The organism is Clostridium sp. NSJ-145 (assembly GCF_021044725.1).
Lineage (GTDB): Bacteria > Bacillota > Clostridia > Clostridiales > Clostridiaceae > Clostridium > Clostridium disporicum_B.
Window position 1 is genome coordinate 82,035 of record NZ_JAJNOS010000014.1, and the last position, 16,837, is coordinate 98,871.

Annotated in this window: 14 protein-coding genes; 12 read left to right on the top strand and 2 right to left on the bottom strand. The window is 30.2% G+C overall.

Annotated elements, in window-relative coordinates:
- Window positions 1–61: 61 nt before the first annotated feature.
- From LQE93_RS12975 to gltA, 4 genes are all read left to right on the top strand, one after another.
- On the top strand, window positions 62–1,939 hold the full coding sequence (locus tag LQE93_RS12975) for a sigma-54-dependent Fis family transcriptional regulator (protein ID WP_231073946.1): 1,878 nt from the start codon (window positions 62–64) through the stop codon (window positions 1,937–1,939).
- Window positions 1,940–2,128: 189 nt separating this feature from the next.
- Window positions 2,129–3,295 (top strand): iron-containing alcohol dehydrogenase, encoded by a 1,167-nt coding sequence (locus LQE93_RS12980; RefSeq protein WP_231073948.1) that lies wholly within the window; start codon window positions 2,129–2,131, stop codon window positions 3,293–3,295.
- 19 nt (window positions 3,296–3,314) lie between these two features.
- On the top strand, window positions 3,315–4,208 hold the full coding sequence (locus LQE93_RS12985; protein ID WP_231073950.1) for a sulfide/dihydroorotate dehydrogenase-like FAD/NAD-binding protein: 894 nt from the start codon (window positions 3,315–3,317) through the stop codon (window positions 4,206–4,208).
- On the top strand, window positions 4,205–5,599 hold the full coding sequence (gene gltA, locus LQE93_RS12990; protein ID WP_231073951.1) for an NADPH-dependent glutamate synthase: 1,395 nt from the start codon (window positions 4,205–4,207) through the stop codon (window positions 5,597–5,599). The genes LQE93_RS12985 and gltA overlap by 4 nt, the downstream gene beginning before the upstream one ends.
- 156 nt (window positions 5,600–5,755) lie before the next feature.
- Here gltA and LQE93_RS12995 read toward each other — a convergent pair whose 3' ends face one another.
- Window positions 5,756–7,249 (bottom strand): phytoene desaturase family protein, encoded by a 1,494-nt coding sequence (locus tag LQE93_RS12995; protein ID WP_231073953.1) that lies wholly within the window; start codon window positions 7,247–7,249, stop codon window positions 5,756–5,758.
- Between the two features lie 21 nt (window positions 7,250–7,270).
- Window positions 7,271–7,915, bottom strand: coding sequence for an undecaprenyl diphosphate synthase family protein (locus LQE93_RS13000; protein WP_055263468.1), 645 nt, complete (start codon window positions 7,913–7,915; stop codon window positions 7,271–7,273).
- Window positions 7,916–8,127: 212 nt separating this feature from the next.
- On the opposite strand from LQE93_RS13000, the gene yqeC reads away from it, so the two are divergent.
- From yqeC to LQE93_RS13040, 8 genes are all read left to right on the top strand, one after another.
- On the top strand, window positions 8,128–8,880 hold the full coding sequence (yqeC, locus tag LQE93_RS13005; protein WP_231073955.1) for a selenium cofactor biosynthesis protein YqeC: 753 nt from the start codon (window positions 8,128–8,130) through the stop codon (window positions 8,878–8,880).
- A gap of 16 nt (window positions 8,881–8,896) precedes the next feature.
- Window positions 8,897–9,682 carry a selenium-dependent molybdenum cofactor biosynthesis protein YqeB gene (yqeB, locus tag LQE93_RS13010; protein WP_231073956.1) on the top strand — a complete coding sequence of 262 codons (786 nt, stop codon included), beginning with the start codon at window positions 8,897–8,899 and terminating at the stop codon, window positions 9,680–9,682.
- A 20-nt stretch (window positions 9,683–9,702) separates the two neighbouring features.
- Window positions 9,703–10,737 (top strand): XdhC family protein, encoded by a 1,035-nt coding sequence (locus tag LQE93_RS13015; RefSeq protein ID WP_231073958.1) that lies wholly within the window; start codon window positions 9,703–9,705, stop codon window positions 10,735–10,737.
- Window positions 10,738–11,026: 289 nt separating this feature from the next.
- Window positions 11,027–12,346, top strand: a complete 1,320-nt coding sequence (locus LQE93_RS13020) for a uracil-xanthine permease family protein (protein WP_231073959.1) — start codon at window positions 11,027–11,029, stop codon at window positions 12,344–12,346.
- Between the two features lie 166 nt (window positions 12,347–12,512).
- Window positions 12,513–13,313, top strand: coding sequence for an FAD binding domain-containing protein (locus tag LQE93_RS13025; RefSeq protein WP_231073960.1), 801 nt, complete (start codon window positions 12,513–12,515; stop codon window positions 13,311–13,313).
- Window positions 13,303–13,758, top strand: a complete 456-nt coding sequence (locus LQE93_RS13030) for a (2Fe-2S)-binding protein (RefSeq protein ID WP_055263481.1) — start codon at window positions 13,303–13,305, stop codon at window positions 13,756–13,758. Before LQE93_RS13025 ends, LQE93_RS13030 begins: the two co-directional genes overlap by 11 nt.
- A 5-nt stretch (window positions 13,759–13,763) precedes the next feature.
- Window positions 13,764–16,046, top strand: a complete 2,283-nt coding sequence (locus tag LQE93_RS13035) for a xanthine dehydrogenase family protein molybdopterin-binding subunit (RefSeq protein ID WP_231073962.1) — start codon at window positions 13,764–13,766, stop codon at window positions 16,044–16,046.
- Complete coding sequence (locus LQE93_RS13040) at window positions 16,036–16,623, top strand: nucleotidyltransferase family protein (RefSeq protein ID WP_231073964.1); 588 nt, start codon at window positions 16,036–16,038, stop codon at window positions 16,621–16,623. Before LQE93_RS13035 ends, LQE93_RS13040 begins: the two co-directional genes overlap by 11 nt.
- Window positions 16,624–16,837 lie beyond the last annotated feature (214 nt).

A 16,837-nucleotide genomic window follows, 5' to 3' on the forward strand; every position in this document is an offset into this window, starting at 1 on the left:
ATATAAATAATTATGGGATTTGAGTTGCAGCTGTTTTGCAGAAAAATTTATTTGGTAGGGGATGAAGTTAGTGAATAAAGAAAGTTTAATAGAAAAATCTCATGAAAGATCAAAGGAATTTGGGGTACAAACTAAAACTAATAATTCTAAAAAGAAACTTAAAAAGAATGAAATTTATGATTTATTAGAAAAAAATAAAGAGCTAATAAGAGTATCGCTACCTTACATAAATATGGTATGTGAAACTATAGAGGATAATGATTTCATATTAATATTGACTGATAAAGATGGATGTATATTAGATATTAAAGGCGCTGAAAGAGCAATCCGTGAATTTGCAAAACTTAATCTTGATATTGGAGTATTTATGGATGAAAAAAATATAGGAACTAATGCCATGGGAGTAGCACTTGCTGAAAATAGACCAGTTCAAGTTACTGCCGATGAGCATTATGTAGATATGTTCAAGGGTTTAACTTGTTCTGCAGCTCCTATACACAATATTAAAGGTGATATAATAGGAACGTTAAATTTAACGGGAAAATGGGATAAAAAACATTCTCATACTTTGGGATTAGTTATTTTTGGGGTTAAGGCTATAGAAAATGAGATACATAATGCTAAATCTCAAGAAATACTTCAAGAAGCATATAATTATATGGATAGCATAATTAAAAATGTTGATAAAGGTGTAATTATAGTTGATTCTACAGGAAAAATAAAAAATATTAATGAGCATGGAGCTAAGATATTAGAGAGTAATAAAATAGATATTATTAATAGAGATATTGATTTCATATTACCAGATTGGTTCAAAATATACGAAATATTAGAAAATGGTGAAAAATCAATTACGAGGGAAGTAAAAACTAGTGAAAATAGTAACTTTAAAACATTATTAAACGTTAAAGGTGTTAGAGATGGTAAAAAGTTAATTGGGTTAGTTATTACGTTAAAAGATGAGGAAGAATCAACGGCTAAAGGGATTGCACGTTATGACTTTGAAGATATTATAGGATCTAGTTCTATTATGAAAAATGTAATTACTAACTGTAAAATAGTTGCTAATAGTCCTTCTACAATTTTGATTGAAGGTGAAAGTGGGACAGGGAAGGAAGTTTTAGCTCAATCTATTCATAATTATAGTATGAGAAAAAATAATAAGTTTATAGCTATTAATTGTGGTGCTATTCCTTCTAATTTAGTTGAAAGTGAACTTTTTGGCTATGAGGATGGAACTTTTACTGGTGGTAAAAAAGGTGGTAAGATAGGTAAATTTGAAATGGCTAATGGAGGAACTTTATTTTTAGATGAAATTGGAGAAATGCCTTTAGAACATCAAGTTAATTTACTTAGGGTAATACAAGAAGGGAAAATCACAAGGTTAGGTGGAACTGAAGAGATAAATGTTGATGTAAGAATAATAGCAGCGACTAATAAGAATCTCAAAAAGGAAATTGAACTAGGAAAGTTTAGAGAGGATTTATATTATAGACTTTGTGTAATTCCTATAAATTTACCTGCTCTTAGAGAGAGAAATGGAGATATTAAAGAGTTAATAAATTACTTTTTAAGAATGAAGTCATTTAAGCTTAATAAATCTGTGCCCGAGGTAAGTGAGAAATTATATAATGATTTAATTAAGTATAGTTGGCCAGGAAATATAAGAGAGTTGGAAAATGTTATTGAAAATATAGTTAATTTAGATGGGGATATGTCGTTTTCACTAGATGTGAATTGTGATAATAAATATAAGAGTGAAATAAAAGAAGTTGAAGAAATAAACAGCGATGAAATTACTTTAGAATTTATTGAAAAAAATCATATTATTAAAGTTCTAAGAAAATACAAAAGCAATATATATAAATCGGCCAATGCATTAGGTGTAAGTAGAAATACTTTATACAATAAAATAAAAAAATATCAATTAAAAGTGTAATAAAAGTGAACAGTGTTCAAAAAGCAAACAGTAAAAATAGGGGAATGTGAAATTTTTGAGCAGTAAATTTGTTTGAAAAATAAAAATATGGTTAAAAAAATAACGGTAATAAGGTTTTTGTAATTTTGGCACAGTAATTGCTATATAAATAATAGAGAAATAAATTATTTAATTTATGGAGGGATAAATATGGCAAGATTTACATTACCAAGGGATTTATATCATGGAAAAGGATCTTTAGAAACATTAAAAACAATAAAGGGTAAAAAAGCAATGGTAGTTGTAGGTGGCGGATCAATGAAGAGATTCGGTTTCCTAGATAGAGTAGAAAATTATTTAAAAGAAGCCGGAATGGAAGTAAGAATATTTGAAGGTGTTGAACCAGACCCATCAGTTGAAACTGTAATGAAGGGTGCAGAAGCAATGAGAGACTTCGAACCAGATTGGATAGTTGCAATGGGTGGAGGTTCTCCAATAGATGCTGCTAAAGCTATGTGGATATTCTATGAATACCCAGAGTTTACATTTGAACAAGCTGTAGTTCCATTTGGATTACCAGAATTAAGAAAAAAAGCTAAATTCATAGCGATACCATCGACTTCTGGAACTGCAACGGAAGTTACAGCATTCTCAGTTATTACAGATTATAAGGCTAAGATTAAATATCCTCTAGCTGATTTTAACATAACTCCTGATATAGCTATAGTTGATCCAGATTTAGCACAAACAATGCCAGCTAAACTTGTAGCGCACACAGGAATGGATGCATTAACTCATGCTATTGAAGCATATACTGCATCATTAAGATCAAACTTCTCAGATCCATTAGCATTAAAAGCTATTGAAATGGTGGACGAGCATTTAGTAAATTCATATAACGGAGATGAAGAGGCAAGAAACTTAATGCATGAAGCTCAATGTTTAGCAGGTATGGCATTTTCAAATGCTTTATTAGGAATAGTTCACTCCATGGCACATAAAACAGGAGCAGTATTCCATATCCCTCATGGTTGTGCTAATGCTATTTTCTTACCATATGTAATTCAATATAATAGAACAGTTTGTGAAGATAGATATGCTGATATTGCAAGAAGAATTGGATTAGAAGGTTCTAATAATGCTGAATTAACAGATGCATTAATAGAAAGAATTAATAAGTTTAATAATGATTTAAATATACCACATTCAATGAAGGAATATGGAGTTAAAGAAGAAGACTTCAAAGCTAATTTAGCTTTCATTTCTGAAAATGCTGTAGCTGATGCTTGTACAGGATCAAATCCAAGAGAAATAGATGCTGAGACAATGGCAAGATTATTTGAATGTACTTATTATGGGAATAAAGTTGAGTTCTAGAAGTTAAGGAGACGATAAAATGTTTAAAATTGTGGATAAAAGGCTTCTTACAGATAATATTTATTTAATGGAGATAGAAGCAAGGAGAGTTGCTAAATCAGCAAAACCAGGACAATTTGTAATTGTCAAGACAGATGAAAAGGGAGAAAGAATTCCTTTAACAATTGCAGATTATAATGTAGAAAGAGGAACAGTTACAATAGTTTATCAAACAGTTGGAGCTGGAACTAAAGAATTAGCAGAATTTGAAGTTGGTGAATGCGTTCAAGATTTTGTTGGCCCATTAGGGATGCCAAGTGAATTTGTTCATGAAGATATTAATGAATTAAGAAATAAAAAGTTTATCTTTGTAGCTGGTGGAGTTGGAGCAGCTCCAGTTTATCCACAGGTTAAATGGTTCCATGAAAATGGTATTAATGTTGATGTGATAATAGGTTCAAGAAATAAAGAACTTTTAATACTAGAAGATGAAATGAGAAAAGTTGCAGGTAACCTATATATATCAACAGATGATGGGTCATATGGATTTAATGGAAGAGTTACTGACTGTCTTTTAGATTTAGTTAATCATAAAGGTAAGAAATATGATCATGCTGTAGTTATTGGGCCTATGATAATGATGAAGTTTATGTCTATTTTAACTAAGGAATTGCATATTCCAACAACAGTTAGTTTAAATCCGATTATGGTAGATGGAACAGGTATGTGTGGAGCTTGTAGAGTAACTGTTGGAAATGAAGTGAAATTTGCTTGTGTTGATGGACCTGAATTTGATGGACACTTAGTTAATTTTGATGAATCAATGAGAAGACAATCTATGTATAAAACTGAAGAAGGAAGAGCTATATTAAAGATGGAAGAAGGAGACACACATCATCGTGCTGGTTGTGGTTGCGGAGGTGATAAGCAATGAATATGAAAGATAGAATGAAAAGAACTCCTGTTACAGAACAAGCACCAGAAGTAAGAGCTAAAAACTTCGATGAAGTATGTTTAGGATATGATGAAGAGAGAGCTATTAAAGAAGCTAATAGATGCTTAGGATGTAAGAATCCTAAATGCGTTGAAGGATGTCCTGTATCTATTGATATTCCAGGATTTATAGCAGAGGTTAAAAAAGGGGACTTTGAAGCTGCGGCTAAAGATATAGCAAAATATAGTGCTTTACCTGCAGTATGTGGAAGAGTATGTCCTCAGGAAACTCAATGTGAAGGTAAATGTGTTTTAGGAATAAAAGGAGAACCAGTGGCTATAGGTAAATTAGAAAAGTTTACTGCGGATTGGTCTAGAAATAATAATGTAGATTTAACATTTAAAGAGCCTTCTAAAGGGAAGAAAGTAGCTGTAATTGGAAGTGGACCTGCAGGATTAACTTGTGCTGGAGATTTAGCTAAAAAAGGATATGATGTAACAGTATTTGAAGCATTACATGAACCAGGAGGAGTTTTAGTTTATGGAATTCCTGAGTTTAGACTTCCAAAAGATGAAGTAGTTAAAGCTGAAATAGACAATATTAAAAAGCTTGGAGTTAAGATAGAAACAGATGTAGTTATAGGTAGAACTGTTACTATTGATGAACTTATGGAAGAAGAAAAATTCGATGCTGTATTTATAGGATCTGGTGCAGGACTTCCTAAGTTTATGGGAATACCAGGTGAAAATTCTAATGGTGTTTTCGCAGCAAATGAATTCTTAACAAGGATAAATTTAATGAAGGCTTATAAAGATGATTATCAAACACCTGTTAAAGTAGGTAAAAAAGTTGCCGTAGTAGGTGGCGGAAATGTTGCTATGGATGCTGCAAGAACAGCATTAAGATTAGGAGCAGAGACCCATATAGTGTATAGAAGAAGTGAAGCTGAACTTCCAGCAAGATTAGAAGAAGTTCATCATGCTAAGGAAGAAGGCGTAATTTTTGATGTATTAACTAATCCAACTGAAATTATTGCAGATGAAAATGGATGGGTTAAAGGAATGAAGTGTGTAAAAATGGAACTTGGTGAACCTGATGCTTCTGGAAGAAGAAGACCTGTAGTAGTGGAGGGGTCAGAGTTTATTCTAGATGTAGATACAGTAATTATGTCACTTGGAACATCACCAAATCCATTAATAGCTTCTACTACAAAAGGGTTAGATATAAATAAGTGGAAGTGTATAATTGCTGATGAAGAGACTGGTTTAACATCAAAAGAGGGTGTTTATGCTGGGGGAGATGCAGTAACAGGTGCAGCAACAGTAATTTTAGCTATGGGTGCTGGTAAAAAGGCAGCTACAGCTATAGATGAATATTTACAAAGTATATAATTTATAAATTTATAAATACCATTAGACTTTAGAGAAATTAATTTTCTCTAAAGTCTAATTTTTTAAGAAAAATAAGATATTTGAGTTTAAAAATATAATTTATTTGCATATAAAAACATTAAAGAGTAGAAATGTATTTGCGCAATTAGGAAAGCTTTAGTGCATATACATTTTATTTATTTTAGTAGCACATATTTTAGATGATTTTAACACCATAGCAACTCCATTCCCAGGGTGAATAGATGCACCAGTAAAAAATAAATTTTTAATCTTAGGAATTTGACATTGAGGTCTAAAAATTATACTTTGTTTTAATGTATGACTTAGACCAAAAGCACAACCGCCGTAAGTGTTAAATTTATTTTTAAAGTCTAGTGGAGTTAAATGATTTATATATACTATATGTTCTGTAATATCCTCAAGACCACTAATAGAACTTAGAGTTTTTAAAATCTTTTTAGTTAAGTAATAAATTGTTTCAGATGTCCAAGTTACTTTATTACTTAAAGTGTTAGGGACTCTGATTATAATGTTAATAGCTTCGCAATTTTTCGGACATATACTATCATCTACGGAGCTAGGGCAATAAATATACATAGATAAATCTTTAGGAAGGTAACCATTAAAAGTATCTTCTATATTTTTTTTGAAGTTATTATTTATGTATATATTGTGTATGTTTAGATTTGGGTACTTTTTATTTAAGCCTAAATATAATATAAAGGTTGAACAAGAGTATTCTAAATCGTCTATTGGTTTAATAAAAGTCCTTATGTCTTTATCTTTTATAAGACTTTTAATAGTATAAGAATAATCGCTACTACAAACTACTATATCGCTATAACGATTTTGTCCATTAACTACAATACCATTGGCTTTATTATGTTTAAATAATATTTTATGGACTGGAGAAGATGTATGTATAATACCACCTTTATCGATTATAAGTTGTTCTAAAGCTTTAATATAGGAGTACATTCCTCCTTTAATATGATATAAACCGTAATATTGAGTTATCGTAGGTATTATATTATATATTGAAGGTGAAGTATAAGGAGAAATACCTACATACATACTTTGGAACATCAGATAATCTAGTAGTTTTTCATTCTTTATATATTTTTTAGCATCATCATAACTAGAAGTAAATGCTTTGAAATTTAAAGCTTTAGGCAAAGTTAAAGAAGTTAATAAATTAGACGTTTTTAAGAAACTTCTATTTAAAATTGAATCTTCAGCTAATAAATATTTTTTATAGTTACTTGATAAAAAGTTAGAATAACCGTAAGTATCTTTAATATTATTATTTGTTATATTTAAAATAGTTTTATTTAAATTAGGTAGATTAGTACTAAAGTTATATTTACTATTGTCATAGTAAAAAACTGAATATAAATTATACAAAGGTATCATTGAAAAATAGTTTTTGTAGTCTACGTTGCAAAATTTAAAAAGATCTATGTAGTTTTCAGGAAACATCATTATTGAAGCAGTTAAGTCAAATTTAAAATCCTTAAATTCAATAAAGTTAGTTTTTCCTCCAATAGTATTATTTTTTTCGAAAATTTCAACTTCAAATCCATATTGTAATAATCTTGCTGCAACAGATAATCCACCTATTCCAGCACCAATAATAAATACTTTTTTCATAGATCTAACTCCTTACATGTATTATCCACCTAAAGTAATATCTTGATCATTATACCAATCTAGAGCATTGTAAAAATGTTCAGGTTTAAAATCAGGCCAAAATTCATTTACTACATAAAAGTCTGAATAAACAGATTGAACTGGCAAGAAACCACTTAATCTTCTTCTACCACCCCAACGAATAATTAAATCTATTCTAGAAATTTCGCTTGAGTGAATTGTTGGCATTATACTTTTGCTTTTATTAGAAGTGGACTTTAAACTATATAAATCCCACTCCCAACCATAGTTGACTAAAAAGTTTACTTTTATTCCACCTTTACCAAATACTCTTCTTGTTGTATAAGGAAGAAGTTCTTTTGGAAATGATTTAGATTCAGTATTCCCGACAACTAATAATTCTGCATCTTCATTGGATAATATTTTAACAGCATCTACACATGCTTTAATAAAAGCAGCCTTTTGAATAGATGGACGTTTTGTATTGTCAGTTGTAAAACCGTAGTATGTAATTTCTTTTACTCCAGCTTTTTGACAAAGTTTAAATAATAATAGACCAGGGGTTATGCCTCCTAGTGAATATCCTTTTTCTTTTGAAAAACCTTTAGATTCTGCCCAACGTCTATTTCCGTCAGGAATTATACCTATATGATTTGGAATTCGCATAAATATTCTCCTATATGTTTTGATAATTATAATTATGTACATTAGAAAGGAGAAATATTCTATTGATAAATTGAATTTTAAAATAATACAATAGATGCAAAATATATCTTGAAATAAGAATGAAGTGATTTTATATTTAATATATAGTATAAAGTAAACATATCTTAAATATTGTAGTATTAATATTAGTTATAAAAGTGTGGTGAGAGTTGATGAAAGTAGTGAAATTTGAAGAGGATAAAAATATAAATAAAGAATATTTATACGAAGGTTTAGAAGTAGATTTAGATAAAAAGTATGTTATTTCATTTATTGGTGGTGGAGGTAAAACAACATCTATTTATGAATTAGCAGAAGAATTATCAAGCAAAGGAAAAAGAGTAATAGTAACAACAACTACACATATGCAAATGCCGAAAGATAAGGTTATTTTAAATAATAATATAGATGAAATTAAAAAAAAGTTAGATGAAAATAACTTTATAACGGTAGGGTTAAAGTCAAAAGAAGATAAAATAATATCGATTCCTATAGAGAAAGTTAATGAGCTTAGAGAAATATGTGATTTTTTGCTTATTGAAGCTGATGGAGCTAAGATGTTACCACTAAAAGCACCAGATAGTCATGAACCTGTAATTTTAGATATAACCAATATGGTTGTTGCTGTTTGTGGTATAGATGCATTAGGTAAGAGAATAAAAGAGACATGTCATAGGCCTAATATAGTGGCTAGGATTCTAAGTAAATCGGAAGAGGATATAGTTGACATTAATGATTTTGCATATATACTATCTAGTAAAGATGGTTCAATGAAAGCCTTAAATGAAGAGAAAATGGAATATAGAGTAATAATCAATAAGGTAGATAATAATAAGCTATTAAAAGAGGCTATTAGAATAGCGGAAAAAATTGAAAATAAAAGTATAAAGGTTATCATTACATCGTATAGATATTGCTTAGAATAGAGATGGAGAATTATAAATGCTTGTATTAATAAAAGGTGCTGGAGATTTAGCTACTGGTGTAGCTCATAGATTAAAAAGATGTGGATTTGATGTAGTTATGACTGAGATAGAAGAGCCAACTACGGTTAGAAGAACAGTGGCTTTTTCTCAAGCTGTTTATGATTGTAAAGTAGAGGTAGAAGGGGTAAAAGCTACTCTAGTTAAAGATATTCAAATGATAAGGGAAAACATAGATAATGGGATTATTTCGGTAATAGTTGATAAAGATGCAAATATTATTGAAGTGCTTAAACCAGATATTGTCGTTGATGCTATTGTAGCTAAGAAAAATACAGGTACATCTATAGATGATGCACCTATAGTAATTGCATTAGGACCAGGATTTGAAGCTGGGGTAGATTGCGATTTGGTTATAGAAACAAAAAGAGGGCATTATTTGGGAAGAGTTATTACAAAAGGTAAGGCTATTCCGAATACAGGTGTTCCAGGAAATATAGGTGGACACACTGTGGGAAGAATTATTAGAGCAACAAGTGATGGAATAATTAATCCGGTTTCTGAAATTGGAGATTATGTTGAAGAGGGACAAGTTGTTGCTTATATTGATAAAACACCAGTTTATGCTAGCATAAGTGGAATAGTTAGAGGGATGCTACAAGGTGGTATAGAGGTTTTTGAAGGTATGAAAAGTGGAGATATAGACCCAAGATGTAAGAAAGAACATTGTTTTACTATATCGGATAAAGCACGATCTATTGGTGGTGGAGTTTTAGAGGGAATATTGTTTTTAAAAAATAAATAAGGGTTAATGGGGGAGAAGGAATGAAAAAAGACTTTTATACGAAATTATACAATGTATTAAATAGGAGCAAAGATGTTTATTTAATAACAATTGTTTCTGGGGAATATGAAGGGGAAAATATTGCTGGGAAAAAGTTGTTTAAAACAGATGATAATATTGTGATAGAAGATGAACGTTATGAAGAGGTATGGGGAGATATTTTAAAGAATATTAAGCTTAACAAAGATACATGTAGTGTTACTTATGATAAGAAGGAAGTTTTTATAGAATATTTGGCTAGTAAACCTAACTTAGTTATTTGTGGTGGTGGGCATATAGCTTTACCATTATGTAATATAGGAAAACTTTTAGATTTTAAGGTAACAGTTATAGATGACAGGAAAGAATTTGCTAATAGTGATAGATTTAATCTTGCAGATGAAGTTATTTGCGGAAATTTTGAAGAAGTTCTAAAAGAAAATATTTTTAATAAAAATACTTATTTTGTTATTGTGACTAGAGGACATAAGGATGATAGAAGATGTTTAGAATTTGCTATTGATAAAGACTATGCTTATGTTGGGATGATAGGAAGTAAAGCAAAAGTAGCAACTGTTGTTGAATCATTGTTAGAAGCTGGTTATAGTAGAGAGTTAATTGATAAGGTTCATACTCCGATTGGATTAAAAATAGGTGGACAAACTCCAGCAGAAATAGCTGTAAGTATAGCAGCTGAAATTATTAAAGAGAAGAATATAAATCAGAAAACAGAAATTTCTGAAGAAATTTTAAAAGAAATTATTGAAGACAATCAAGCGAAGGTATTGGCTACAATAGTAGAGAAAGTAGGATCATCTCCAAGAGGGATAGGAACTAAAATGCTTATTAAAGAAGATAAGAGTTTTAAAGGGACTGTTGGAGGAGGCAGCGTTGAAAATGCTGTATATTTAAAAAGTTTAGAACTAATTGATAGTAGAAGTTCTGATGTTGAAATGTATAATCTATCAAACTCAGATGCATCAACTTTAGGGATGGTTTGTGGTGGAAAAGTAAAAGTTGTTTTTGAATATATATAAGTGTATTAGAGCTATTTAATTAATCTATTTTAGAGTAATTAAATAGCTTTTTTATAAAAATTTTTAAATGTTTCACATTATATAGAGGGCTATAGGTTTAATGTTCGTGTTTCGCAGAAAAAGTAAAAATGTATAGAAATAAAAATTGAAATATTTCATTAATATGACAATTTAACTAAATGTATGGTAAAAAGTATATACAGATAAAGAAAAATATGATACTATATCTTTAAAATACGAACAATAATGTTTTAAATAAACTTAATGTTCAGTAATGGGGGATATTTATATGAAAAATGGAAGTGTTTATGAATTAGATGGAAGGGTGTCGTTAAAAAAAGCAGTACCACTAGGTATACAACACGTTCTAGCTATGTTTTTAGGAAATGTATCACCTTTAATAATTGTTTGTGGGTTATTAAATATAGACGCAAATACAAAAAGTATGTTAATTCAAAATTCTATGTTTATAGCTGGTGTTGCAACATTAATTCAATTATATCCAATCTTTAAAGTAGGTTCAGGATTACCAGTTGTAATGGGAACAAGTTCTGGATTTATAGGAACGGAAAAGGTTATTGGTGCAACTTATGGATATGCAGCAATAATGGGTGCATCTTTAGTTGGAGCACTTTTAGAGATTGTTTTAGGATTCTTTATTAAGCCATTGAGAAAATTATTTCCACCAATAGTAACTAGTTTAGTTGTAATCTCTATTGGACTTTCATTACTTCCAGTTGGAATTAAATATTTTGCTGGTGGAGCTGGAGCAGCAGACTTTGGAGCTCCTAAGCACTTATTAGTAGGAACAATAGTAATGTTAGTAATTATTATTGTTCAAAATTATACTAAAGGATTTATTAAAACTTCTGCAATCTTAATAGGAATAATTATTGGATATATAGTAGCTATATTTATGGGAATGATTGATTTTACACAAGTTAAAGAAGCAGCATGGTTTAGCTTGCCAAGACCTTTTGTTATGGGATTTGAATTTAGATTAGATGCAATTATATCAATGGTAATTATGTATATAGCAACAGCAGTTGAAACAATAGGAGATATTTCTGCAATAGCTGTTGGAGGACTTGGAAGAGAAGCAACAGATAAAGAATTATCAGGTGGAGTAATAGCTGATGGTGTTGCAAGTTTTATAGCGGCATTATTTGGTGTAGCACCAAACACTTCTTTTAGTCAAAATGTTGGACTAGTTGCTGTTACTAAAGTAGTCAATAGATTTGTAATTATGATAGGTGCATTATTCTTAATTTTAGCAGGGTTTTTTCCAAAATTAAGTGCAGTTTTATCAGTAATGCCTCAATCAGTTCTTGGAGGAGCAGCTGTTATAATGTTTGCTATGATTTTTGTAAGTGGTCTTCAATCATTATTTAGAGAAAATTTAAATGGTAGAAATGGTTTAATCGTAGCACTTGCTATTGGAATTGGTGTTGGACTTGGAAATGTTCCAGAAGCTTTAGCTGGTTTGCCAACTTGGGTTGGAAACATTTTTGCTCAAAATGGAATCATAATGACATTTGTTATTGCTACTATTTTAAATTTAATCTTACCTAAAGATAAAAAAGAAGATGAAGTTATGATTAATAATTAGAAGAAATGTTGTTTTTAAAATAAGAGCGATATTAATTTTATGATATGAGAATTTGCATATTTCTAGGAGATATGCAAATTTATTATGTAAAGAGCATTATAGAAAATATTTCTATAAATTAATATTCTAGTGTGAATTTAGATACAAGTTTAGGAGGAATTGTGATTTGTTTACTATTAAAAACTATATAGTAGTTCAAAGTTTAGAGGAAGCTTATGAGTTAAATCAGAAAAAGAATAATGTAGTCTTAGGTGGTACAGCTTGGCTTAAAATGGGTGAAAGAAATATTCAAAATGCTATAGATTTATCAGCATTAGGATTAAATAAAATAGAGGAAGATGATGAATTTATAAAAATTGGTTGTATGTGCACATTAAGAGATATGGAAGTAAGCAATAAGCTTAATAGATATTTTGATGAATCTATAAAAGAAAGTTTGAAATACATAGTAGGAGTTCAATTTAGAAATTGTGCAACCATTGGTGGAAGTATTTATTCAAGATTTGGTTTCTCAGACATATTAACAGTATTATTAGCTTTAGATACATACGTAGAATTATATAAAGGTGGAATAATTCCTTTATCAGAATATAAGGACATGCCTTATGATAATGATATTTTAGTAAGAATATTAATTAGAAAAGATAACAGACAAGTTAGATACATGACTCATAGAAATAGTTCAACAGATATACCTACATTAGCTTGTGCAGTATCTAAGTTAGAAGGTAAATGGAAAATAGTTTTAGGGGCTAGACCTCAGAGAGCTATGGAAGTGTCAGGGGTTAGTGAATTATTAAGTGAAATACCTACTAAAGAAGAAATAGAAAAAGTAATAAGCAAGGTAATTGATGAAGTTAAATTTGAAAGTAATATGAGAGGAAGTAAGGAATATAGATTACTTCTTGCTAAAGCGTTTATAAAAAGAGGAATAGAAGGAATAGTTGGAGGTTCATATGAAAATTAAGGTTTGGATAAATAATAAAGTTTTTGAGGATGATATTGAACCAGATACATTATTAATAGATTTTGTTAGAAATAAAGGATTTTTAAGTGTAAAAAGAGGATGCGATACAGCAAACTGTGGACTGTGTACAGTTCATTTAGAGGGAAAACCTGTACTTTCATGTTCAACTCTTGCTATGAGGGCAAATGGTTTAAAAGTTACTACAATTGAAGGATTAGAAGAAGAGGCAAAAGAATTTGCACAATTTATGGCTGATCAAGGGGCAGAGCAATGTGGTTTTTGTAGCCCAGGATTTGTAATGAATGTTTTAGCTATGAAGAAAGAATTAATAAATCCAAGTGATGAAGAAATAAAATTGTATTTAGCAGGAAACCTATGCCGTTGTACAGGGTATATGGGACAATTAAGAGCGATAAAAAACTATTTAGGATTAACTAAGGAGTAGTAAATATGAAATATGTAAATAAAAGCATAAGAAAAAGCGACTCTATGTCACTATTAACAGGAAAACCAGTATATACAGAAGACTTAGCACCAAAGAATTGTCTAGTTGTTAAATTACTTAGAAGCCCTCATGCTCATGCTCTAATAGAAAGCATAGATACTACAGTAGCTATGAAGGTGCCAGGAATTGAGTGTATTTTAACATATGAAGATATGCCTAAATCTAGATTTACTACAGCAGGACAATCCTATCCTGAACCTAGTCCATATGATAGATTAATATTAGATAGAAGATTAAGATGTGTTGGAGATCCTGTTGCTATAGTAGCAGGAGAAAATGAGAAAGCTGTAAATAAGGCTATGAAGCTTATTAAAGTTAAATATGAAGTTTTAGAAGCTGTTTTAGATTTCAGAAGTGCTAAAGATAACAATATATTAGTTCACCCAGAGAAAGATTTTAAAGCTCTATGTGATGTAGGGGCAGATAACAAGAGGAATCTTTGTTCAACTGGTGGCTTTGAACATGGTAATTTAGAAGAAGAACTTAAAAACTGTGATATCATAATAGAAGAAACTTATCATACAAAAGCTAATAATCAAGCTATGATGGAGACTTTTAGAACTTTTACTGAACTCGATATTTATGGAAGATTAAATATAACATCTGCAACTCAAGTTCCATTTCATGTAAGACGTATAATTGCTAATGCGCTTGAAATACCTAAATCAAAGGTTAGAGTTGTAAAGCCTAGAATAGGGGGTGGATTTGGAGCAAAGCAAAGTGCAGTTAGTGAGGTTTATCCAGCAATAGTTACTATGAAGACTGGAAAACCAGCAATGCTTATATTTAGTCGTAAAGAAAGTATGACAAATGGAAGTCCAAGACATGAAATGGAGATAACTGTACGTTTAGGCGCTAATAAAGATGGAATAATTAAAGCAATAGAGATTAATACTTTATCTAATGCAGGAGCTTATGGAGAACATGGACCAACAACAGTAGGCTTAAGTGCTCATAAATCTATGCCTTTATATAGCACTCCAAGAGCATATAAATTTAATTATGATGTAGTATATACAAACACTATGGGAGCTGGAGCATATAGAGGATATGGAGCCACTCAAGGTATATTTGCTTTAGAATCTGCTGTAAATGAATTAGCAGCAAAACTAAATATAGACCCTATTAAATTAAGAGAGCTTAATATGGTTAAAGAAGGCGATGTAATGCCAGCTTATTATGGAGAAATTGCTAATAGTTGTGCATTAGATAGATGTTTAGAAAAAGCAAAGAATATGATAGACTGGGATAATAAATATCCAGCTAGGGATATGGGAAATGGTAAGATAAGGTCAGTTGGTATAGCTATGGCTATGCAAGGGTCTGGTATTTCAAATATAGATACGGCTGCAGTAGAAATAAAGCTTAATGATGATGGATTCTATACATTAATGATAGGTGCATCAGATATGGGGACAGGTTGTGATACAATATTAGCTCAAATAGCTGCTGATTGTTTAAACTGTGAAGTTGAAAATATAGTAGTTCATGGTGTTGATACTGACCAAAGTCCATATGATACAGGGTCGTATGCATCAAGTACTACATATGTAACTGGAGGAGCAGTTATTAAAACATGTGAAACTTTAAAAGTTAGAATTTTAGAAGAAGCTTCTAAAATTCTAGAGTGTCCAATAGGAAACTTAGATTTTGATGGAAAGTCAATTCATTCATATGAAGATGATAAGGAAATTTCTTTAGTAGATTTAGCTAATAGATGTTTAGTTGGAGGTAGTAAAACAATCAGTGCTAGTGAATCACATTATTCAAAGACATCACCACCACCATTTATGGTTGGAGCAGTTGAGATAGAAATTGATAAATTAACTGGTAAACTTGATATAATAGATTATGTAGCAGTAGTTGATTGCGGTACTATGATAAATCCAAATCTAGCTAAGATTCAAGCTGAGGGAGGAATAGTTCAAGGTATAGGAATGGCTTTATATGAAGATATATCTTATGATTTCAAAGGAAGAATGAGAAATGATTCTTTTATGCAATATAAAATTCCATCAAGACTTGATGTAGGAAATATAAGAGTAGAGTTTGAAAGCAGTTATGAGCCAACTGGTCCTTTTGGGGCAAAATCTATTGGAGAAATAGTAATAAATACACCATCTCCAGCTTTAGCACATGCTGTTTATAATGCTACTAAAGTTAATATAAGAACACTTCCAATTACTGCTGAAAAAATAGCAATGGGAATGATGGAGAATGAAGATTAATTTAATTTTATTGGCTTCAGGTAATAGTAAGAGGTTTAATGGAAACAAATTATTAACTAACTTTCATGACAAACCACTATATATGTATACTTTAGAGAAGCTAAAAAGTATAAAAGGATTAAATCAAATTATTGTGGTTACTCAATATGAAGATATAAAGCAAAAATCTATTGATTTAGGTTTTGATGTTGTTTTAAACTTTGAAAGTGAACTAGGGATATCTAATTCTATTGCTTTAGGAATAAGTAGGGATAAGAGTGCTGATGGATATATGTTTATGGTTTGCGATCAACCTTTTATTAAGCCTAAAAGTATAAACAAACTTATAGAGGAATTTAATAGTGGGGGTAAAGGAATATGCTCTATAGGGTTTAAAGATAGATTAGGGAATCCTAATATTTTTAGTAGAAAATATTTAGAAGAACTATTAAGTTTAAAAGGTGATATTGGTGGTAAGCATATACTAAAAAAACATATAGATGATTTGAAGATAATTCAAATTGAAGATGAAGAAGAGTTAAAGGATATTGATACTAGAGATGATATAGACTCAAAAAGTACAAACAAAATCACCTAATTATTGATAAATTAATATTTTGGTGATATCATTAACGAATCATGAAGATAATTAACAAATTAAAAATAGAAATTTATTTTTGTATATATGAAGGGGCTGTCTCTGAAATGATTTTTAAAATCATTTCAGTAGACGGTCTTTTTATTTTTTATTCATATATTTATATGAAATTATTTCTAAATGAACAAGTTTTTTGACACGACAAATAGGAGGT

Bases quoted from the DNA above. Each gene is read 5' to 3' on its own strand.
- LQE93_RS12975 (WP_231073946.1), top strand. From the start codon at position 62: ATGAAGTTAGTGAATAAAGAAAGTTTAATAGAAAAATCTCATGAAAGA.
- LQE93_RS12980 (WP_231073948.1), top strand. From the start codon at position 2,129: ATGGCAAGATTTACATTACCAAGGGATTTATATCATGGAAAAGGATCT.
- LQE93_RS12985 (WP_231073950.1), top strand. From the start codon at position 3,315: ATGTTTAAAATTGTGGATAAAAGGCTTCTTACAGATAATATTTATTTA.
- gltA (WP_231073951.1), top strand. From the start codon at position 4,205: ATGAATATGAAAGATAGAATGAAAAGAACTCCTGTTACAGAACAAGCA.
- LQE93_RS12995 (WP_231073953.1), bottom strand. From the start codon at position 7,249: ATGAAAAAAGTATTTATTATTGGTGCTGGAATAGGTGGATTATCTGTT.
- LQE93_RS13000 (WP_055263468.1), bottom strand. From the start codon at position 7,915: ATGCGAATTCCAAATCATATAGGTATAATTCCTGACGGAAATAGACGT.
- yqeC (WP_231073955.1), top strand. From the start codon at position 8,128: ATGAAAGTAGTGAAATTTGAAGAGGATAAAAATATAAATAAAGAATAT.
- yqeB (WP_231073956.1), top strand. From the start codon at position 8,897: ATGCTTGTATTAATAAAAGGTGCTGGAGATTTAGCTACTGGTGTAGCT.
- LQE93_RS13015 (WP_231073958.1), top strand. From the start codon at position 9,703: ATGAAAAAAGACTTTTATACGAAATTATACAATGTATTAAATAGGAGC.
- LQE93_RS13020 (WP_231073959.1), top strand. From the start codon at position 11,027: ATGAAAAATGGAAGTGTTTATGAATTAGATGGAAGGGTGTCGTTAAAA.
- LQE93_RS13030 (WP_055263481.1), top strand. From the start codon at position 13,303: ATGAAAATTAAGGTTTGGATAAATAATAAAGTTTTTGAGGATGATATT.
- LQE93_RS13035 (WP_231073962.1), top strand. From the start codon at position 13,764: ATGAAATATGTAAATAAAAGCATAAGAAAAAGCGACTCTATGTCACTA.
- LQE93_RS13040 (WP_231073964.1), top strand. From the start codon at position 16,036: ATGAAGATTAATTTAATTTTATTGGCTTCAGGTAATAGTAAGAGGTTT.